Source organism: Psychroserpens sp. SPM9 (assembly GCF_025153525.1).
In the GTDB taxonomy this organism is placed as follows: domain Bacteria; phylum Bacteroidota; class Bacteroidia; order Flavobacteriales; family Flavobacteriaceae; genus Psychroserpens.
Genome location: NZ_JANZNR010000001.1, coordinates 831,082 through 853,652, shown reverse-complemented (window position 1 = coordinate 853,652; position 22,571 = coordinate 831,082). Strand labels below are relative to the sequence as shown.

The following is a 22,571-nucleotide window of genomic DNA, read 5'->3' as shown; positions in this document are numbered from 1 at the left end:
TATTTAAATAAACCCATACTCTTTTGCTTTTGAAATCAAAAGTGTATCGTTGGCGTTTTTGACTTCAAAAAGTTGTTTTAAATTTCGTTTTCTATATTCCACAGCACTCTTAGATAAATGAATGATCTGTGTAATATCTTTCATTTGAGTGCCTTTGGATATTTCGTAAAGCAAGGTTCTATCTATTTTATCCAGCGTAAAATCATTTGAAATATGACGCCTCATAAGTTGAATTATGAAGTTACTGTAATAAGGCTCATTATTAATGACTGCATTGATAGAATCGACAAGTTTAATATAGTCGATATCACTTTTTATCAAAAACCCTTCTGGATTTAAGGTTTTGAGTATGTTATTAAGCTTGTAGTTATTGCTATCTGACGTAAACACAATCGTCTTAACATTGGGAAACAGTTCTTTTGTTTTAATTCCTATGTCTACACCAGATAGTAGTTTGTTGTCGCTTGATGCGGGTATACTGATATCTAATAGAATCAGATCGATGGGATGAGATTTTAATGCGTTTTGAATCTCCTCGTTAGCCAAGTCACAATTTATTACAGATTTTACTCTAAAATCAAATACATTGGTTTCACTTATTTGGTTTAGGGCGTTCTCTAATACATTAATAATTAGAGGCTCGTCTTCTACAATTAAGACATTTATCTTCTTTGTCATAAGTATGTAAATAAAATGGTTAGGATTTAATATTTACGCTACTAAAATACTTATAGGGAGTAAGAGAACTTAAAGGATTGTGCTTTAAAAAATAAAGCAAAGACTTTAAATTTTGAAAGCAAAAATTACAAACAAAATTTCAATTTCATCAATAGATTTATGGACATAAAGATGTCAGCAAAATCAGTTATTAAGTCTTCAGCCCAAATTGGATTTTAGGTTTTGCTATTCCGTTAACAATTAAACTATTTTTTAGATGAAAAATTTTGTAGCACCTATTATGACTGTATTTGCAGTCATGATATCCATCATGTCGTTTGGACAAGAATTACCTGAGGTCATTCCGCCCTCACCAACTGTAGCTAATTTGATGCAGTTTGAAGAAGTGCCAGTTAGCTATTATACTGGTCAACCTAATATTTCAATTCCTATTTATTCTAAAGGACTTACTGGAGATCTTTCTATGGGGATTTCACTTAGTTATAATACCCAAGGCGTACAGATCAACAATAGGTCAGGTTGGACAGGAACCAGTTGGTCGCTAATGGCAGGCGGAACAATATCCAGAACTGTAAGAGGAGAACCTGATGAAATTACAAAGAGTACGTCTACAACTAACAAAACAGGAATCTATCATTTAAATGATTATTGGAGCTATAACAGTTTGAGTGGAGCTCAAAAGACAGAATTCAATTTCTTGGTTGTTGGCGAATCAGGAAATAAATATGATAATAAACCTGATTTATATCAATTTAATTTTATGGGATATTCAGGTAGATTCGTCATTCTCAAAGAGGGATCTAATCTTGTTCCTAAGTATATTAGTAGAACAAGTAATTTTGAAATAGATATTACACATGATTCAAATTATGTCATAAGTGCCTTTAAAGTTACAGATGCTAAAGGTTATCAATATACGTTTGATGTTGTTGAAACGTCAACTTCTACACCTTTTACAGGTACAAAAGTACAAGGGAATTTGTCAACATTCAATGTTTCTGCTGCTGCTTCAAGCTATAATGCAAACTCTGCTTGGCATTTGTCAAAGATCGAAACTAGCAAGGGAAATGACCTAGCGACAATCACCTATCAGAATGTTATAGAAAATTACACAGCTTCTACAAGTAGAACTTCAAATACGATAATAAATTTTGGAGCTGGATACAATGATTTGGTTAACAATTCCTACAACAAAGGTATATTGGAACCTGCGGAGTCGGTATCCTATCAATCCATAAGTTCCACAACAAAGAAAATTAATGAAATTACGTTTACAAGAGATAATATTAAAGTAAAATTTGATTTAGATCTTACATATACTCACCCAGAGACTAATGGTAGAACATTAAAAAGTATTACTATTAAAAAGGGTTCTACGGTTAACAAGACTTTTAATCTTAATTATGAGGAAACAAGTGATACCTCACTTAATCCGTTAGTTTTTAAGCGTGTTTGGTTGACAAAAGTGACTGAAACAGCAGGAGGCATTAATCAAGATTACAATTTAGTGTATAATAACAAGCAAGATCTTCCCGGATTTAATAAAGACGATGTGAGAGGTGATAGTTGGGGTTATTATAGTGGTATAGATGTTGGTCAAACCAGTTGTGATAATATTTCTTACTCTGAAAGTATAGTAACTACAGGGCTTTTAAAATCAATTGAATATCCAACAGGCGGAGTTAAAGAATTCGTATTTGAGCATAACAGTTATTCTTACTATCAAGATCAATTAATTGGGTATGATGACTATATGCAAAACCCAAGAAACATTTTAGTTCAAACAGACTCTACTAATAATTTTGTTTACAATCATAATGGTAATTCTGCTCCTACGGTTACTATTGAAACATTCACTCTGGATTTTGATCAAGATATTTATGTGAGTTCTGATGTGACTGCCAATCCCAGTCAGTACTTAAGTGATCACATTATAAAAATATATAATGGGTCTTATGAGGCTTATGTAGATTTAGATCAAAACTGTGTTAAGGTTTCAAATGTTCCAGCAGGAACCTATACTATGGCACTTGCTCCTTACATTAACTTAAACGCAAATACCTATCAAATCTCAGGAGATTTTGAAGTAGTTTATTCAGATCAAAGTCAAAATGTAGAACAAGCAATGATAGGTGGAGGTGTTCGCATTAAAGAGATTCTATTTAAAAACGCAATTGATTCGCAGCTTAATGATAAGAAAATTAAGTTTGAGTATCTGGATGAAAGTAATAGTAGTTTGTCCTCAGGTGTGGTGGATGCCAAGGCTGATCGATTGGTAAGAACCTACCAAAAAAATACCAGTAGACATGTTTTTGGTAACATAGAAAATATATGTCATTCTCTTTTACCACAAACTATTCAGTATGAAGTCATTGAAAAAGGGGTTAATGTTGAACTATCTCAAGGGAGTTATGTGGGTTACAGGCATGTTAAAGTATACGAAGAAAATAATGGTTCTACTACTTATAGTTATACTTCTCCTTATGATTATCCAAGTGTAACTGCAACATTTGATTTTGAACAGCCCAAACCAAAAGAAAATCTAGATTACAAAAGAGGTCTATTACTAGAACAAAAAACTTATAATCAATCTGGCGACCCTTTAAAAGAAATTAGTTATTTGGATTCAAATGGTGATCCTAATTATGAATTTCAGGAAGACTTTCTATTTACAGACAGAAGTGTGTTTAGACCAAATTGTAATCTTTTACAATATTTTACTGACTGGACATTCTATAATAATGGAACTATTCAAAACCATCCCCCTGCAGAAGGAGGAGGTTTTTGTCAAGTGCCAAATCAAGCACAACAACCGTGTGGTGCTTTTCCAGTAATTGGTACTGACTTCAAATCGGGTTGGGCAAAACTTAAAGGAACAACAACTAAAGAATACTTTTATAACGGTGGGACAACTGTAAAAGAGAGTAGACAAGAGTTTTTGTATAATTCTTTAAACTACCAGATAAGTCAACAAGATACCTACTATGATAAGTCGGGTGTTGAAGAACATCTTCAGACCAAATATTTTTATCCTGTAGGCACTAACTTAAATAGCAACACTACAACCATAAAAAATAAGCTCATAGCACTTAATAAGGTTAATGAAGTTCTTGAAACACAAACTTTCAGAAATGGGACAAAAGTAAGTGAAACTCATACTATTTATCATGAATTCCATACCAACGTTGTGTTGCCTAAAGAGGTTAAAGTGGGCAAAGGAACTATTACTCCTGAGAAGCGAATAGAGTTTCATAAATACGACACCTATGATAATCCGTTAGAGGTGAGTAAAGTAGATGGAGCACACATCAGTTACATCTATGGGTTTAATAAATCTTTACCTGTTGCCAAAGTCACTAATGCTACCTATGCCAATATTGAAGTGATACTTGGAACCAATTTTACGCTGGCTGATAATTTAAGTGCTGCTAATGAAACTAGTTTGAGAAATGGATTACCAGACGCTTTAATATCGGTTTACAGGTATGATCCTATTTTGGGTATCACAAGCACTGTAGATGAAAAAGGCTACGAAATGACTTATGAATATGACCCATTTAACAGGTTAAAGCGTGTTAAGGATGCCGATGGTAACATACTTAGCGAGAATGCATATTTCTATCAAAACCAATATTAAATCTTAGAACACATGAAAACAATATATAGTATTATCATTTGCCTATTTGTTATGCAAATGACCAACACGCTTAATGCACAGCAATTAGCAGATTTTAATTTAGTAACGACTAAAACATTTAGTGATGATTATGATCTGGCTATCACATCAACATTTGAAAAAGAGGCAAGTACTTTGACTTGGATACAAGAATCTGAGTTGACAAATAATTTGCAAACTATTGTATTTTCAGTTGATAATGTATCAGGAACATGGAATGAGACAACGTCAACAGGAATCTTAGTGTTTGATCTTTCCATTCAAAATACATCCTACACATTTACACTTACAGGAACATCCTCTGGAATTATGGCAGAGATTGATTTGTCGGTTTCAAGTCCTAATGAGAACGAGTATTCATTTGAAGACTGCACAATTAATTACCAATAAAAACTAAATATTATGATTATTATAAAACAATTAGTAAAAAAAAGTACGATATTATTTGCATTGGTAACATTGTCATTTGCAAGTCTAGGATTTAGTCAAGATTTAAATGGTGCAACAAGTGTAAATCCAAATAGTATTCACTTATATTCATTTGATAATGGCTTAGTTCATTCGTCTAGTTGGACTGTTTCTAATGGAACGATACTGTCCACAACCTCACCACAACGAAGTTCTGGTTTTACAAATTATACTGTAAAAATCCAATGGGGAAGTACAGGAGTAGCTTCATTAACATTCAATTCATTTGGTTTTCCACAAGAGACGTTAAATGTAACAGTAATGACTGGTGGTGGAACAGGTTTGTCTAATGTAAACTATGTACATAATATTACACCTCGGGCAGCTACTAGCGATGTGTCACAATTAGCCAACGAAGAAAAAATAGAGAGTGTTACTTACTTTGATGGTTTAGGAAGAGCAGAGCAAAGTATAGGGATACGAGCTGGTGGTAATGAAGAAGACATCATCACTCACATTGAATATGACGATTTAGGAAGACAGCAGAAAGAATATTTACCATTTGCAATTTCTGCTAATGGAGGCGCTTACAGCTATACAGCGTTGTCGCAAACCAATACGTTTTATAATACTGCTAAATATGAGAATACCACCAATCCATATTCTGAAAAAGACTTTGAAACCTCACCTTTAAGTCGTGTTTTAAAACAAGCAGCTCCAGGCTATGACTGGAGAATGGGAGGAGGTCATGAAATTGAAATGTCATACCTAAGTAATACCATTAATGAAGTTAAACGTTATGAGGTAACATTAAGTTTTGCTAATAATACTTATACACCAACTTTAGTCCTTAACGGAAATTATAGTTCAGGGGAATTATATAAAAGTATAACCAAGGATGAAAATCATGATGGTTCTAGTACTAAGGCTCATACTACAGAAGAGTTTAAAGATGCAGAAGGGCGTGTTATTTTAAAACGTACTTATGGTACTTCAATAGTAAGTGGAAGTGCTCAAACTAATGTTCCACATGATACGTACTATGTGTATGATATTTATGGTAATTTATCATATGTACTACCTCCAAAATCTGAGCCTCAAACAGCAAAACCAGATGCAACAGAGTTAAGTGAACTATGCTATCAGTATGTTTATGACCATAGAAATAGATTAGTTGAAAAGAAAATCCCTGGTAAAGGCTGGGAGTATATAGTTTATAATCGGTTAGACCAACCTGTTATGAGCCAAGATCAAAATCTTAAGGCTCAAAATAAATGGTTGTTTACAAAATATGATGTTTTTGGCAGAGTCATTTATACTGGAGAAAAAAACTCTTCAGCAACAAGGTTGAACTTTCAAAACTCAGTAAATAATAATATACAACAGTATGAAACTAAGGTTGCTTCTGGGACTGGTTATTCAAATACATATTATACATCAAATACAATTCCAATAAGTGTAAATGAAATACACACTATAAATTACTATGACAATTATGTTTTTGATTTATCAGGAGCAACTTCTGAAGTGTCATATGGTATAACACCTATTACAAATGTGAAAGGTTTAGCAACAGGGAGTAAAGTAAGAATTCTAGGAACCAATAATTGGACTACAACCGTTAATTATTACGATGCCAAATCTAGACCAATTTATATATATAGTAATAATACATATTCACATATTACAGACAAAGTGAAGAGTTTATTAACTTTTGATGGTAGAGTTTTAAAAACATCAATTAACCATGATAAATCAGGTAGTTCAGTACTCAATGTTGAAGACGAATTTGAATATGATTCTGCCAATCGAATAACAATTCAAAAACAAAGAATCAATGTACAAAAGTATAAAGAAGTCATAGTAGAGAATAGTTATGATGAATTAGGTCAATTAGAGCAAAAAGGAGTTGGTGGAAGTACGCTTCAATCACGTCTTCAAACTATAGATTATTCATATAATATAAGAGGCTGGTTAAAAAGTATTAATGATCCAACCAATCTAGGGAGTGACTTGTTTGGGTTTAAGATTAACTATAATACTGAAGACCATAATGGCACTAAACTTTATAATGGTAACATTGCTGAGACAGAATGGAAGACACTTAATGATAATGTTCTTAGATGGTATACTTATGACTATGATGCCTTAAATAGAATTGCTGCCGCTACGAGTAATTCTACAAATTATCACGTTTCTGGAATTTCATATGATAAAAATGGCAATATTATTAATCTAACTAGAAAAGGTCATACCAATTCAAATGCGACTACGTTTGGTAATATGGATATTTTAGAATATATCTATGAAGATAAAAGCAATCAACTTAAGAAAGTTTTAGATAATGGTAATGATAATTATGGTTTTGTAGATGGAGCTAATTCAACAACAGAATATACATATGACACTAACGGGAATATGATATCGGATGCTAATAAAGGTATAGCGCAGGTTCTCTATAACCACCTAAATATGCCCGCCAAGATAACGGTAACAGGCGCAAATGCGGGTGTATTGGATTATGTGTATTCTGCTGATGGTATCAAACTTCAAAAGAAAAAGACAGTTGGAGGAAATGTTACTACAACGGATTACGCAGATAATTTTTTATACGAAAATGGAATATTGAAACAGTTCTATCATCCAGAGGGCTATGTCGAGCCTGATGGAAATTCATACAGATATGTCTACCAATACACAGATATATGGAATAATGTAAGAATCTCTTATTCGGATTTTAACAATAATGGAGCTGTTACATCATCAGAGATAATACAGGAGAGAAACTTTTACCCATTCGGATTAGAGCATAAAGGATATAATAATAATGTAATATCCGAGAACAATTATCAGACGTATCAAGACCAGGAATTGAATAAAGATTTAGGTTTAAATGTTCACGAATGGAAATACCGTATCAGCGACCCAGCAATTGGTAGGTTTTGGCAGATAGACCCATTGGCAGAAAAGTATGTTTATAACTCTACGTACGCTTTTCAAGAAAATAAATTAGGTTCAGGAATAGAACTTGAAGGACTTGAAAATACAGGTTTTGACATGCGTCAAAGATATAGAGACAAGCAGCTTTTAAAGGGAAAAATGACCCAAGAGCAGTATTTAGAGCAAAGTAGTGCTGAAGGTAAAGGTGCAATAGCAGCACTTACTATAATTAGCCCAATAGACGAAGTGACTATTATTGGAGGAGCAGCTATTAAGTATGGAGGGCCATTATTAAAAGCAGGTTTTAAAGCACTTGGAAAATTATTTGGAAAAAGTGATGAAGTAAGTGATGCTGCTAAAATATTAGCTAAAAATAAAGATATTGGAACTAAAGGTGAGAACCTTATAACAGAATCTCTAGGAAAAGAATTTAAAGGAGATGAAATATTGACACAAGTTACAGGGAAGTTTGAAGATGGGACGAAAGTTAGGTTTGATAATGTTGTAGTAGACCCTAAAACAGGTAAAATAAAACTTGTTAATGAAACAAAGACAGGAAACGCAAAACTATCAAAGCAACAGGAAAGATTTTTTAATGGTGGAGAATCTGTAGAATTAGTTGGAAAAAACGCTGGAGGCGTAAAAGGACAGACAATTAGCAACTCAACTACCCAAACAAGAGCTACTACTGTAGACCGAAAATTATTAGAGGAACAATGAAAATAATGGAAATATCTAGCAAATTATTAGGAGGTCTTGAGCCTGACTTTGAAAAAAGAGGTTTTAGATTAAATAAAAAAAAGCGTGAATTTATAAGGGATGTTAATGGCTGTACTCAAATAGTTGATTTATTCTTTTTTAAAAAAGGTAATTCTATTGTAATAAAACCTGAAATAAGAATAAAGGTGGAAAGAATAGAAAGTATATATAAATCTATTACCAAGATTAAGGATAGACCTTATCTTACATTAGGAAATCACCTTTTTGACATATTGCGTTATATGGAGAAAGGGATGGAAAAAGGATTAAGAAACATTCCTTTGTCTGATTGGTTAGTTAAAGATGAAAGGGATATTAATAAACTTATAGAAGTTATTCCAGAATACTTTGAAGAAACAATTATTCCTTATTTTGATAGTAATAGTTCCATATCAAGAGTTGACGAGCTGTTAAATAAGTACCCAAGAGAGTTGTCTGTTCACAATTATTTATATCCTTTGCGTTCTAATATTGCGATAATAGCTGCAAAACTTAATGATAATCCTGAATATGAAAAATTAGTAGAGATATATGAAGAAGAGTTGGAGGAAGCAGAAGAAACCTATAAGGAAGATTTTTATAAACTAAAGGAGAATTTAAAAAATGTTTGTGAAAATAATTAATAAAGCTTTAATCATAATATTATCGTTAGCTAGTATTTTTTCTTGTTCACAAGAAATAAAGTGTGATGATTTTAAGAAAGGTAGATTTGTTGTTCCAAATGATACAGAAGGAACTACACCTTACAGGATTATTAGAAGCGATACAACACAAGTGGAAATTGATAGTGAAGGAGTAAAAAGATACTCTAAATTAAAATGGCTAAATGATTGTAGCTATGTCATATTTTATGATGCAGACAAAATGCCTTTAACTGATTTTCAAAAAGAGGTTAATAGTGTTGGTGGGATAATAGTTGAAGTTACTAAAATAGAAGACAGTTGTTTTTATTATACATCTAATATTAAAGGCGACGATGATAGTGAGCGGATTGATGGCATAATGTGCAAAGAATAAATTAAGAGCCGCTCGAAATGAGTAATTTTTACTGTGCTAACTTTTGAGTTAAGTCAGCCTTAAGAACAAAAGCAGAAAGGAAATCTTTAACGGTTTCCTTTTGTTTTTTGGAGAGTTTTTGAGCCTTGTTAAATAATGTAAGTAAGTCGGTGTCTTCAAGAGTGTCCTGTGCTTTATTCTCACCGTGAACTAATCTATCCAAAGAAATCTCTAATACTTCTGCCATACGTTTGGCAACTTCTAAAGATGGAACTGAAAGATTACGCTCATATTTAGAAAGGTTGGTAACGTGAACACCTATTTTACTTGCAAATGCTTCCTGCGAGAAACCTTTTTCACTACGTAAACTTTTTAATATAGAACCGAAATCACTCATAGTCTTTATACTTATTAACACGTCTAATAATGTCTAAACGCTATACAAAGCTACAAATTGAACAGCGAATAATACTATTGTTGTGAATAAATAAAACCAAATAGGATTAGTCAAATAAACCAAATTCGCTATGTTTGTAAGTGAAAACGATTAGTAAAAACTTATGAACACTCTCAACACATCCAACCCAAACAACTACGAGTACGTTACAAAATATTTAGAAGTCCACATTTTAGGAGGTATCAAGACCACCAAGCTCGAAACTTTACGCATTGCTTTATCTGTTCAAAAGCCTAAAGAACACAACGTATTAAGACACTCGATAGATTTATACAATGACAACCAAGTAGAAAAACTGGTGCGTAAAATAGCGGAACGCCTTGAAATAGGAACAAGTATAGCACGTAGAACCATACAGGATTTAACGAGAGAACTTGAAAACTATCGCTTCATTTTATTGGAGCAATCGCAAGTAACATCTATAGGAAAAGAGTTAACAGCTACGGAAACCAAAAAAGCAGAAACCTTTTTAAGGTCAAAAAACTTACTGACCAAAACCAATGAACTCATAGGAAAAAGCGGAGTTATCGGCGAAGTGAACAACAGGATTTTAATGTACTTGATATTTACAAGCAGAAAAACCAACAATCCTTTACATTGCATCAGCTTGGGCAGTTCCGGAACAGGAAAAACACATTTACAATCTAAAGTTGCAGAATTAATACCTGATGAAGATAAAGTTGAGATTACAGTACTATCAGCCAATGCCTTTTATTACTTCAATCGCACAGAACTACAACACAAATTAATCTTAATAGAAGATTTAGACGGAGCAGAATCTGTACTCTACCCTTTACGAGAATTACAATCCAAAAAGCGAATTACAAAAACGGTTGTACACAAAGACACCAAAGGCAATACCAAAACAATCCATTTAACAGTTGAAGGTCCTGTATCTGTAGCAGGATGTACCACACAGGAAAGCATCTACGAGGATAATAGCAACCGTTCTTTCCTATTCTACATTGACGAAAGCACAGAACAAGACCAAAGAATAATGAATTACCAACGTTTTATGAGTGCTGTAAAAATCAATATACAAGAGCAAATAGAATCCAAACAATTACTACAAAATGTACAACGATTATTAAAACCAATTAAAGTAATCAATCCTTATGCAGAATACTTGGAGTTGCCACAAAGTGTATTTAAACCACGAAGAACCAACAGCCATTATTTACAGTTCATAGAAGCGATTACATTTTATAAACAATACCAACGAGAGTCGAAGTTCGACACCCAAACTGGAGAGGAATACATTGAGACGACGATAGAAGATATACAAGAAGCCAACGAACTGATTATAGAAGTCTTATTGCGAAAGTCCGATACCATTACAGGAGCTTGTAGAAACCATTTAGAACGTCTAAAGACGTACTTGGCAAATAATAATCAAACAACCTTTACAAATGCAGAAATCCGCAGAAATCTACGAGTAAAGGAAACTACGTTAAGGCGTTATAACAATCAATTATTATTAGAGAATTACATCAAGAAAGTAAAAGGTAAAAAAGGACAGCTCTATCACTTTGAAATCGTAAATATTGATGAATACAAGGAACTTAAAAACTTGATCAAAAACGCATTGGATAACTGTATTGCACAAATAAACTTCGCCACTAAACTCTAAAAAACACATACCGAAGTGAAAAAATTAAAACTCAATAGCAAAACTTACAAGGCTTTATTAATCTCTTTTAAAGACTGGTTGGACATCTTGGGTTATAGCAAGGGCATTGTAAAGTATTCGCCTATTTTTTTACAGGAGTTCTTTTACTGGTTGGAGCGTTAAGTAATCCCAGTTTGAACGGTCATATCAGTTCATTAAAACGCTTTAACGAATATCTAAAAAAACACAATGCAAAATCACTATCCATACACTTACGTTTTGAGCGAACCGATAGACTAAATGAAACCGATATCGTTACCCAAAACGAAATTAAAGAGTTATTTAAAGCCACAGAATATACAAGTCCATTACAAAAATTTAGATTACGTGATAAAGCCATATTGGTAGTTCTATACAGTTGCGGATTGAGAAGAAACGAAGCAGTACATTTAAATCTCAATGATGTGCTTTTTGACAAGGAACGTATTGTAGTTAAAAAAACAAAGAATAAAAGGGAACGTTTTGTACCAATCAACTCTTACAATTTAAGAATCCTCGAAGATTATGTATATGATGCACGACCAGAATTTTATAAAGCCAATAAAAATGAAGCTTTGTTTATAAACTCACAAGGTGGCAGATTAGGTGGAATGAGTTTTAAACTTCGATTGCGCCAAATCATAAAAGCAACTAACGATAGCGAGATTATAGAAAAGCGAATTACACCAGAAGAATTAACATATAGCAACCTATTGAAATACGCGAAATATCTGCAAACAGAAAAGAATTATGAACGCTCATCAACCAATAATGAATTACGAGCAGTTAAGCTGTATTACGATTATCTGATAGAAAAAGGCGAAACAATGGAAAATCCTGCGGAAGATATGACCATAAGAGGCAAACGTATCAAAGTCATTAGCAATTTATTAAGTGAAGAAGAACTGGAGGATTTATATTACAGCTACGATATAGAACATTACGATACCTTTTTTAAAGCGACCAAATTAAGGGATAAAGTGGTGTTGGGCTTAATGGTATTCCAAGGAATTACAGGAATAGAGCTCTATCATTTACAGGAAGAATATGTGCAACTGAACAAAGGAAAAATAGACATCCCAAGTACACGAAGAAGCAATGCAAGAACACTAAAACTGCAACCTTGCCAAATGATGGATTTATTGAATTATACCACGCAAACAAGAAGTTACCTATCTAAAAAGATAAGCACGAAAAACAACGAACAACTCATTTTTGGAAGCACATCACAAGGTAACAAGTTACTCACAAATAAGGTCAAGTTTAATCGTCAATTGGTTATCAAAACACAACTTGCGACAGGTTCAATATCTTGCAGGGCATCGTTACATATCTTCAACCGAAAAATATGTACAAGACGATTTAGAAAACCTGCACGACATCGTGAACAACTTCCATCCAATAAGTTAGAATCCACGCAAAGCAAATCCAGTTTTTTGTCCGCAAAAACCCTCTGTATTTGCTTTGCTTCCTCGCCAACGCTCTTGCAGTTTTTGGCTTCCAATGCAATTACAACACTTTACAAAAATGAGATTTTTATAAAAAGTTGTAGCCCAAGCTCACACCAAAAACTGCCCCAAGCTATGTTACATAATAGAAGTTATAAGTCCGCTTCGCACAGTTTTTAACGTTATCATTTTAGAAAGATAAAAAACAGTCGTTATAACTGCTATTATGTAAAATATCCGCTAATCCACCGCTTTTTGCCGACGCTACTGCCAGCGCACTACGAAAGGTTAATTATTTTGCTCAATCGTCGCAAAACCTCTATCATTTTAAAAAGCTGAAGATTGCCTTTGCGCTCAATCCCGATAGCTATCGGGACAACCGCCTAAATCTTCATCTTTTTAAAACGTTTGCTTCCTCTGAAAACGTTTTAAAAGGTTGCGGAAGCTGTTGGCTGATGCGGATGAGTTCCGCAATCTTTTAAAATGAGACAACCGCAGGGCGTTCAGTCTTCACAATCTTGTCAATCAAAACTAACAATCTTCAATTCGTGTTCGGCTGTGAGCGTTGGAAGCTTGGGGCGCGTCGGCTGATGTTGTTGGAAAGGGAGTATTTTACATAAAACTGGTTATAGCTACGCCATTGGTGGTGCGAGGAAGTACTATAACCCGTTTTATGTAAACATACCGAGGCAAAGGAAACCAATAAAATACAGAGGGTTTTTAAGGTTAAAAAACTGGATTTTATTGGTGCGGAATTAATCATAAAACCATATATTGTAGTCAATAAAAAAACGTTCTTTTAAATATTTTTAGAGGGTCAACCTTGAAAAAAACGTGACCGAATTTTTATTTTTTGCGTAGGTGTAGACACTAACGGGAATATGATATCGGATGCTAATAAAGGTATAGCGCAGGTTCTCTATAACCACCTAAATATGCCCGCCAAGATAACGGTAACAGGCGCAAATGCGGGTGTATTGGATTATGTGTATTCTGCTGATGGTATCAAACTTCAAAAGAAAAAGACAGTTGGAGGAAATGTTACTACAACGGATTACGCAGATAATTTTTTATACGAAAATGGAATATTGAAACAGTTCTATCATCCAGAGGGCTATGTCGAGCCTGATGGAAATTCATACAGATATGTCTACCAATACACAGATATATGGAATAATGTAAGAATCTCTTATTCGGATTTTAACAATAATGGAGCTGTTACATCATCAGAGATAATACAGGAGAGAAACTTTTACCCATTCGGATTAGAGCATAAAGGATATAATAATAATGTAATATCCGAGAACAATTATCAGACGTATCAAGACCAGGAATTGAATAAAGATTTAGGTTTAAATGTTCACGAATGGAAATACCGTATCAGCGACCCAGCAATTGGTAGGTTTTGGCAGATAGACCCATTGGCAGAAAAGTATGTTTATAACTCTACGTACGCTTTTCAAGAAAATAAATTAGGTTCAGGAATAGAACTTGAAGGACTTGAAAATACAGGTTTTGACATGCGTCAAAGATATAGAGACAAGCAGCTTTTAAAGGGAAAAATGACCCAAGAGCAGTATTTAGAGCAAAGTAGTGCTGAAGGTAAAGGTGCAATAGCAGCACTTACTATAATTAGCCCAATAGACGAAGTGACTATTATTGGAGGAGCAGCTATTAAGTATGGAGGGCCATTATTAAAAGCAGGTTTTAAAGCACTTGGAAAATTATTTGGAAAAAGTGATGAAGTAAGTGATGCTGCTAAAATATTAGCTAAAAATAAAGATATTGGAACTAAAGGTGAGAACCTTATAACAGAATCTCTAGGAAAAGAATTTAAAGGAGATGAAATATTGACACAAGTTACAGGGAAGTTTGAAGATGGGACGAAAGTTAGGTTTGATAATGTTGTAGTAGACCCTAAAACAGGTAAAATAAAACTTGTTAATGAAACAAAGACAGGAAACGCAAAACTATCAAAGCAACAGGAAAGATTTTTTAATGGTGGAGAATCTGTAGAATTAGTTGGAAAAAACGCTGGAGGCGTAAAAGGACAGACAATTAGCAACTCAACTACCCAAACAAGAGCTACTACTGTAGACCGAAAATTATTAGAGGAACAATGAAAATAATGGAAATATCTAGCAAATTATTAGGAGGTCTTGAGCCTGACTTTGAAAAAAGAGGTTTTAGATTAAATAAAAAAAAGCGTGAATTTATAAGGGATGTTAATGGCTGTACTCAAATAGTTGATTTATTCTTTTTTAAAAAAGGTAATTCTATTGTAATAAAACCTGAAATAAGAATAAAGGTGGAAAGAATAGAAAGTATATATAAATCTATTACCAAGATTAAGGATAGACCTTATCTTACATTAGGAAATCACCTTTTTGACATATTGCGTTATATGGAGAAAGGGATGGAAAAAGGATTAAGAAACATTCCTTTGTCTGATTGGTTAGTTAAAGATGAAAGGGATATTAATAAACTTATAGAAGTTATTCCAGAATACTTTGAAGAAACAATTATTCCTTATTTTGATAGTAATAGTTCCATATCAAGAGTTGACGAGCTGTTAAATAAGTACCCAAGAGAGTTGTCTGTTCACAATTATTTATATCCTTTGCGTTCTAATATTGCGATAATAGCTGCAAAACTTAATGATAATCCTGAATATGAAAAATTAGTAGAGATATATGAAGAAGAGTTGGAGGAAGCAGAAGAAACCTATAAGGAAGATTTTTATAAACTAAAGGAGAATTTAAAAAATGTTTGTGAAAATAATTAATAAAGCTTTAATCATAATATTATCGTTAGCTAGTATTTTTTCTTGTTCACAAGAAATAAAGTGTGATGATTTTAAGAAAGGTAGATTTGTTGTTCCAAATGATACAGAAGGAACTACACCTTACAGGATTATTAGAAGCGATACAACACAAGTGGAAATTGATAGTGAAGGAGTAAAAAGATACTCTAAATTAAAATGGCTAAATGATTGTAGCTATGTCATATTTTATGATGCAGACAAAATGCCTTTAACTGATTTTCAAAAAGAGGTTAATAGTGTTGGTGGGATAATAGTTGAAGTTACTAAAATAGAAGACAGTTGTTTTTATTATACATCTAATATTAAAGGCGACGATGATAGTGAGCGGATTGATGGCATAATGTGCAAAGAATAAATTAAGAGCCGCTCGAAATGAGTAATTTTTACTGTGCTAACTTTTGAGTTAAGTCAGCCTTAAGAACAAAAGCAGAAAGGAAATCTTTAACGGTTTCCTTTTGTTTTTTGGAGAGTTTTTGAGCCTTGTTAAATAATGTAAGTAAGTCGGTGTCTTCAAGAGTGTCCTGTGCTTTATTCTCACCGTGAACTAATCTATCCAAAGAAATCTCTAATACTTCTGCCATACGTTTGGCAACTTCTAAAGATGGAACTGAAAGATTACGCTCATATTTAGAAAGGTTGGTAACGTGAACACCTATTTTACTTGCAAATGCTTCCTGCGAGAAACCTTTTTCACTACGTAAACTTTTTAATATAGAACCGAAATCACTCATAGTCTTTATACTTATTAACACGTCTAATAATGTCTAAACGCTATACAAAGCTACAAATTGAACAGCGAATAATACTATTGTTGTGAATAAATAAAACCAAATAGGATTAGTCAAATAAACCAAATTCGCTATGTTTGTAAGTGAAAACGATTAGTAAAAACTTATGAACTGCTATTCCCAAGGTCATTTTAAAATGAGTTGTCCCATTTATGGGAATCGACTATAAATGAAATAGTTATATTTTAAACTCAAGAAGATTAAGATTTTACAAGTTTAATTTCAAAAGAGAAGTAATTGATTTTGCCGCTCTTATTGATTTTCTATTTGTAGATAGTTTTTATGAACATGATCTGCAAGAATTTTGTTTGTTTAGAACAATTCGAATGGCTTTTTGAGCTTTAAAGCAATCAGAGTACTGATTAAAGTTAATTGGTTTGCCATTAAAAGTTTCGTCAGGTGTATTTCCGCCTAATCTTAATTGTGGTCTTACACTATTATAGATTGGTATGACTTCTCTCATTACGTTTTCAAGTGAAGTTCTATTACTAATCGTTCTCGGATATAGAAACTGATGTTTTAAAACTTTATTAAAGGCCTCAATCATGGAGTTTGAAAATAGCACATCTCGTTGAGCGACCCTGTGAGTAATAGTGTCGTTATAAGATTTTAAAAGTGATGAGACAGTTGTATTAACATTTTCTGAACCACCATCTGTTAGAAACACAGTATTCTTTGGTCTGGATTTTTTATAAGCATTTTGTAATAAAGATCTGATCGCTTTTCCAGAACTAAATCCCTCAATACGATATCCAATAATTTTTTTAGAATAATGATCCATTAAGATATGGATGTAGTGTTTTATATGATCCTGAGTTTTAAAGATAGTAACATCAGCGCACCAAACCTCATTAGGTCTTGAAGTTTCCAAAGGATTATAGCCGTCAGCTTTTTTAAACGTTTTCAAATTAGAAAAACCTAGTAACCTGCAATACTTATAAAATGTAGAGAGTCCACAGGATAAGGTGTTATCTCTAATTGCTCTTAAGTAAATACACGATTTTGACCAGTGACGATAATCGTCATTAGGCAAATAGCTCTTGATGGTACTTACTTCCTTAACTAATAATTGATTTGAAAAGCGTCTAGTATACCATTTAAAATAAGAGGCTTCACATTTATGAATAACAATGGTCTTATAGTTTTGATAGGTGGTTCTTGAAATATTAAATAGTTTTAGAGCATTATTAATTGGGACAGTATCAACTATGGAATCAATGGTATTCACAATAAGCTCTTTTTGTGATTTAAGGATAGATTTTACACCTTTAATGTTTGAAATTACATGATGAAAAGTATCCGCTAGCTTAAAGTAACTTTCGTTGATTTTCTTGATCTTCGAAGACTGGTTCATTCGTTTAATGAATTCAATTTCTTGTTTTATAATCTCGTTAATTTCAGAATATAAATACTTACTATCAGATTCATGTCTCCATCGCGATAGGTTTGAACTAGGAATTGAAGCTATTTGTTCAATACTTAGGATGTCGCTTAATAATCCATGTCTTGCCAAATGTTTGATGGAAGTGTCCCAAGAAGTTCTCATAGTAACCAAATAAAATTTGGTAAATAAAATAGACACACTGTAATATAAAGGATCAAGTTTTTGTCTTAGTATTCTAAAGTGGAATGCTTTAAATTTTAAATGGAAAAAGTCCGTTTAACGACATTTTAATTACACTTTATTTGCATAATCATGTGCTTTGAGATTATGCTCTAGCTAGATAAATCCTTTTATTCGAGCTTGGTCTAATAGATAACAATCATTCTTTTTTTCCACATTGAAGAGTATTTTTAAGTTACGTTTTCTGCTTTCTATAGCACTTTTAGATAAGAAAACCAGATTCGAAAGGTCTTTAGTTTTAGCACCTTTTGATAAGTGATATAAAATTAATTGGTCTTTTTCATCTAGTGAAATATGACAAGTCATGCGAGAGCGTAGTAACATTAATATAGTTTTACTGTAAAACGGAATATTATTAATAACATTCTTGATGGCGTGAATTAAGTCTTCAAAGTCAATATCACGTTTTAACAAAACGCCCTCGGGATTAATTGTTTTAATAATTTCAAGTATCATATAATTATTACGATAGGACGTTAAAGTCAACACTTGGACTTTAGGAGAGGTCTTTTTTAAGATGCTTATCATATCTATAATTAATTTTGATTTTTCGCCTCCAGTCAAAAACATGTCTATATTTAAAAACACGAGATTAAGGTGTTTTAGTGACTTTATTTTAGAACGTACTGACTCATAATTAGAAACAGATGTTGTATTATAGTTTACTCCTGATTGAGACTCAGAGATACGATGTAAGGCTTCTTGTATTGAATAGGTTATCAATGGCTCTCGTTCAACAATAAGCACGTTGGTTGGCATACTCATGGTTAGTGATTTTTCTTAAAGTTAGGATTGAAAAAATAAGTACACAGATAGAAATGAGTAAAGAAATCTTTTGGTTGAGGGAAGGGAAGATTAATCATAAGTAAAAGAGTTGTATATAACTACAACGCATTAAATGTAGAAATTATTCTACACAAAGAGTGATTTCTATTAAATATACGTAGAACTACGTATTGTTATAGACTAGTAATTGATTTAACTTGACTAATCCTAAAACCTTTTACAATGGCGTTAGATACTAAAAAGGCATATTTCATAAGTGAAAGAGATGTTGTTCTCAGGCTTCTACCAAAAGACAGTACAAGTAAAAATGCAGCAAATCATCTTATTTTAGGTGACTACGCTCGGTATCTAGGAGAGACCAGTGGTGATTGGGTTAAGATGAAATGTCGTGGCAATGAAGGGTGGTTAAAAGAAGAATGGGTTACAGATAAGCGTATGCTGGAGATCAACTTTGTTGATATAGGTCAAGGTGATGGCTGCCATTTAGTAACTCCTGATGATGAGATTATCTTAATAGATGCAGGTGAAGGAATTGGCTTTGATGGTACAGGAGGAGATAATATGTCACGTTTTTTAAACTGGAGGTATAATTTAAGATATAGAAAAGTTGCAGGCGTTGATGATGTTACAGATGCAACGACTGGTGTTAAAAAACCAAAGGAGATTGATTATGCAATTATATCTCATCCCGATTTAGATCATTACTATGGTTTTCATAATATTTTCAATAACAAAAAACTAAAGATTAAAAAGGTCTGTCACAATGGAATTGTTGAGAGATTAACAAAAGGAATAGATAAAAAGACTTGGATGTATGATTTGGGGAGAAAAGTACCACCAAAGCCAAGGCAGAAAACTTACCACTTATGGGACACGGTACTCACCAACAAAGAAATGCATGATTTATTAGCCAAGAACATTAAATCAACTAAATACTACTTAAAGACTTTAGTATCTGCAAAAAAGAATAACCCTGATGTGGAGTTTGAGTTTTTGGATATTTCAAAAGAGCATCTAGATCATTACAAAGGTAACAACCCACTTAAACTAGAAATATTAGCTCCTATAACTGAGACAGTAGAGTTTGAAGGAAAGAAAAGAGAATGTCTTAAAAAACTTGGAGATGAAGGAGAAACAAAAAATGGGCATTCAATAGTGTTTAAATTACATTACGGCAAGCTTAAAGTACTATTGGGAGGGGACTTGAACACAAAATCTCAAGATTACATTTCTCAGTATTATTCCAAGGATGAAAACATAATGAGTGATCTTGAAAAAGAGATTTACAAATTAAAACAGAAGTTAGTTAGTGATAATAAACTTTCTGTTGATAAAAGAAGAGCGCTGAATCAAGAATTGGAACAACTGAGTCTTCAACTAGATTTGATAATTTCTAAGACAAGAGGGAGATTTCAATGTGATATTGCAAAAGCGTGTCATCATGGAGCAAGTGATGTACTTGATTCTTTTTTAAGTGCAATCAATCCAATTGCTACAATTATCTCAAGTGGTGATAACGAATCACACTCTCATCCACGTCCTGATGCTCTTGGCTCATTTGGTAAGAACAGTCGAGGAAAGCGTCCACTTATTTTCAGTACTGAGCTAGCAAGGAGTACCAATGAGTTTTCTTATCCAATAAAGTTCTACGCACTTCTTAAGAAAATAGAAGAGCGTATGAATGCAGCTACTACCAAAAAAGAGAAGGAACATTATGAACTGAGGATGAATAGACTCAGAGATAGTAATGTAGCAAAGTATGGCATGATTACGGTCAGAACCGATGGAGAGCAAGTTATTATTGCACAGAAACTTGAAAAGAAGCGTTCAGATGGTCAGAAATGGGATATCTATGAGCTTAAATGGAACAATAAGTTAGAAGAGTATGAGTATCATCCTAAAGGGGCGCATTAGTTTTTCTAAGGTTAATTAGATAATAAGGGTCTTTAGAGAATTCATCCCATAGTGATTTAAGTTTTTGAAATAGAAGTTGCTCTTCTGAGTTATTTATTTTGATTTTATCCTCATGGTATCTTATAAGATGAGCTAATAGATTATAACATGCGGTAAACTCACCGCAGGCAATTATAGCATCGAGAACATTTTCTTTTTTATTATCATCACTAAACCAAAGCGTTGTTCCAAAATTTGCACTCTTAAGAGAAACAGCTTTAATGTCATCACTAATACTTCCAATATGTCCCTCAATCAACTCCCAATCTCTTTGATATTCTGGCTTACCATCCTTACAGCGAAGTTCATATATAGTTGCTGTTGTAGTGATGTCTCCATAAGCGTTATAAATACTATTGGCATTTTGACGTCTGTCATTTTTTAAGAAAACTTCAGTTGCCATTTTTATAAGAGACTTAGCTCTATCAATAACAAAAAGACCAAAACGTCTTGGAGGGATTACAAGTCCCTGATTGATACCTGTAGCTTTTTTAATGTATCTGGAAGCTAAAAGAAACACTCCTTGTATACAAAGCATGGCTACCCCTAGAATTACAGAAAATGTATAGAGTATCCACCATCCTGATTTAAAAAAGAATATTGCCATTAATATTACCAATAACAACGCAGGAATACTTGATAAGTAAGTCAAGTATTTAGTGAGCGAATTTTTATCAGCAAACTGAAAAGATTTCATATAGGGAGAGGCGACGTCACAGATAAAGAATAAATCATGTGGATTGTGCTTTGGATCATTTTTTATAAATACTGAAGCACCTTGGTTATCGACAATACCTCCATCCATAAGTCCAATTTCATCATCATCTTCATCTTTATTTTCATAACCTTTTACAAAGTCGGTAGGGAATCCAATTGGTTCAAAGCCTCCAGGGAAGGCAGAAGAAGAGGCTAAGATGTCTCCAAGTTTAATCTTTGGAATGAGATCTTTGTACTTACTATGAGCATTGCTATTACCAAACCTTAATCTTGTGCCTTTAACATTTTGGAATCGAAACTGTAATCCAGAAGAAAAATCTGTAGCATTAAAAACAACACGATCTAAATGTGTCTTTTTATTAATGACACAATCTTCAAAATCGCCTAAAGTTCTATGCGATGTAAATATATTATACTCAACGGCAAAAGCATTAATTGGGTTTTTTCTTTTATGCTTATTCTCTTCTTTCTTCCATATAGCATCGGCTTTAATATGTGAAATTGCTCGTTCAGTGAGATTATCATCAGTTAACCAGTTGTAATAGTCACTATAGAATGAATCAAAATTCAAAGCATCGATTTGGGATTGCGCATACTTTACACCAGTAATAGTGCCTCCAGACACGGTTGATATGGCTTTTACTTTATCTAATAAATCAATCTTTTCGAATAAAGAAATGGCACCAAGAGAAAAGCAAGCTGCTCGATATCCACCACCTGAAAAACACATGGCAATCGATTTGAAAAATGCACTCATAATTCATGGTTTTAAAATTCACAATATTAGCTATAAGTACATAGGGAGAATGTTAAAGGTAATAAATATTTTTGACCTATTATTAGTTAAGCAATTAAAAAAAGCTGCCATA

The 22,571-nt window shown here is 33.1% G+C and carries 17 protein-coding genes; 11 read left to right on the top strand and 6 right to left on the bottom strand.

Features of this window, described 5'->3' with window-relative positions:
- Positions 1 to 3: 3 nt before the first annotated feature.
- Positions 4 to 678: a response regulator transcription factor gene (locus tag N4270_RS03765; RefSeq protein ID WP_260095498.1), complete on the bottom strand. Its 675-nt coding sequence runs from the start codon at positions 676 to 678 to the stop codon at positions 4 to 6.
- A gap of 256 nt (positions 679 to 934) precedes the next feature.
- On the opposite strand from N4270_RS03765, the gene N4270_RS03760 reads away from it, so the two are divergent.
- The 5 genes from N4270_RS03760 to N4270_RS03740 are packed head-to-tail and all read left to right on the top strand — an operon-like array spanning position 935 to position 9,478.
- A complete protein-coding gene (locus N4270_RS03760; RefSeq protein ID WP_260095497.1) occupies positions 935 to 4,315 on the top strand; it encodes an RHS repeat domain-containing protein in 3,381 nt (1,126 codons plus the stop codon).
- Positions 4,316 to 4,327: 12 nt separating this feature from the next.
- Complete coding sequence (locus tag N4270_RS03755) at positions 4,328 to 4,744, top strand: hypothetical protein (protein ID WP_260095496.1); 417 nt, start codon at positions 4,328 to 4,330, stop codon at positions 4,742 to 4,744.
- A 12-nt stretch (positions 4,745 to 4,756) separates the two neighbouring features.
- Complete coding sequence (locus tag N4270_RS03750; RefSeq protein ID WP_260095495.1) at positions 4,757 to 8,422, top strand: DUF6443 domain-containing protein; 3,666 nt, start codon at positions 4,757 to 4,759, stop codon at positions 8,420 to 8,422.
- Between the two features lie 5 nt (positions 8,423 to 8,427).
- Positions 8,428 to 9,084 (top strand): hypothetical protein, encoded by a 657-nt coding sequence (locus N4270_RS03745; RefSeq protein ID WP_260095489.1) that lies wholly within the window; start codon positions 8,428 to 8,430, stop codon positions 9,082 to 9,084.
- Positions 9,071 to 9,478 (top strand): hypothetical protein, encoded by a 408-nt coding sequence (locus N4270_RS03740; RefSeq protein WP_260095488.1) that lies wholly within the window; start codon positions 9,071 to 9,073, stop codon positions 9,476 to 9,478. The genes N4270_RS03745 and N4270_RS03740 overlap by 14 nt, the downstream gene beginning before the upstream one ends.
- Before the next feature lie 28 nt (positions 9,479 to 9,506).
- On the opposite strand, the gene N4270_RS03735 is transcribed toward N4270_RS03740, so the two are convergent.
- Entirely contained in the window at positions 9,507 to 9,854 is a 348-nt protein-coding gene (locus N4270_RS03735) for a helix-turn-helix domain-containing protein (protein WP_260095486.1), read from the bottom strand.
- 163 nt (positions 9,855 to 10,017) lie between these two features.
- On the opposite strand from N4270_RS03735, the gene N4270_RS03730 reads away from it, so the two are divergent.
- The 5 genes from N4270_RS03730 (at position 10,018) to N4270_RS03710 (ending at position 16,189) form a co-directional block, all read left to right on the top strand.
- Positions 10,018 to 11,544, top strand: a complete 1,527-nt coding sequence (locus N4270_RS03730; RefSeq protein ID WP_260095493.1) for a hypothetical protein — start codon at positions 10,018 to 10,020, stop codon at positions 11,542 to 11,544.
- A 173-nt stretch (positions 11,545 to 11,717) separates the two neighbouring features.
- The gene (locus tag N4270_RS03725; protein WP_260095492.1) at positions 11,718 to 13,190 is read left to right on the top strand and encodes a tyrosine-type recombinase/integrase; all 1,473 of its coding nucleotides are present in this window, start codon (positions 11,718 to 11,720) and stop codon (positions 13,188 to 13,190) included.
- 755 nt (positions 13,191 to 13,945) lie between these two features.
- The gene (locus tag N4270_RS03720) at positions 13,946 to 15,133 is read left to right on the top strand and encodes a hypothetical protein (RefSeq protein WP_260095490.1); all 1,188 of its coding nucleotides are present in this window, start codon (positions 13,946 to 13,948) and stop codon (positions 15,131 to 15,133) included.
- A gap of 5 nt (positions 15,134 to 15,138) precedes the next feature.
- Complete coding sequence (locus N4270_RS03715; protein WP_260095489.1) at positions 15,139 to 15,795, top strand: hypothetical protein; 657 nt, start codon at positions 15,139 to 15,141, stop codon at positions 15,793 to 15,795.
- Complete coding sequence (locus N4270_RS03710; protein ID WP_260095488.1) at positions 15,782 to 16,189, top strand: hypothetical protein; 408 nt, start codon at positions 15,782 to 15,784, stop codon at positions 16,187 to 16,189. The genes N4270_RS03715 and N4270_RS03710 overlap by 14 nt, the downstream gene beginning before the upstream one ends.
- Before the next feature lie 28 nt (positions 16,190 to 16,217).
- Here N4270_RS03710 and N4270_RS03705 read toward each other — a convergent pair whose 3' ends face one another.
- The 3 genes from N4270_RS03705 to N4270_RS03695 form a co-directional block, all read right to left on the bottom strand.
- A complete protein-coding gene (locus N4270_RS03705) occupies positions 16,218 to 16,565 on the bottom strand; it encodes a helix-turn-helix domain-containing protein (protein WP_260095486.1) in 348 nt (115 codons plus the stop codon).
- A 337-nt stretch (positions 16,566 to 16,902) separates the two neighbouring features.
- Positions 16,903 to 18,168 (bottom strand): DDE-type integrase/transposase/recombinase, encoded by a 1,266-nt coding sequence (locus N4270_RS03700; RefSeq protein WP_260095484.1) that lies wholly within the window; start codon positions 18,166 to 18,168, stop codon positions 16,903 to 16,905.
- 174 nt (positions 18,169 to 18,342) lie between these two features.
- On the bottom strand, positions 18,343 to 19,011 hold the full coding sequence (locus N4270_RS03695; RefSeq protein ID WP_260095482.1) for a hypothetical protein: 669 nt from the start codon (positions 19,009 to 19,011) through the stop codon (positions 18,343 to 18,345).
- Between the two features lie 243 nt (positions 19,012 to 19,254).
- Here N4270_RS03695 and N4270_RS03690 point away from each other — a divergent pair, with 243 nt between their 5' ends.
- Positions 19,255 to 20,946: a ComEC/Rec2 family competence protein gene (locus tag N4270_RS03690; protein ID WP_260095481.1), complete on the top strand. Its 1,692-nt coding sequence runs from the start codon at positions 19,255 to 19,257 to the stop codon at positions 20,944 to 20,946.
- Here N4270_RS03690 and N4270_RS03685 read toward each other — a convergent pair.
- Positions 20,930 to 22,459, bottom strand: coding sequence for a patatin-like phospholipase family protein (locus N4270_RS03685; protein WP_260095479.1), 1,530 nt, complete (start codon positions 22,457 to 22,459; stop codon positions 20,930 to 20,932). The two genes, N4270_RS03690 and N4270_RS03685, sit on opposite strands and share 17 nt — an antisense overlap.
- Positions 22,460 to 22,571 lie beyond the last annotated feature (112 nt).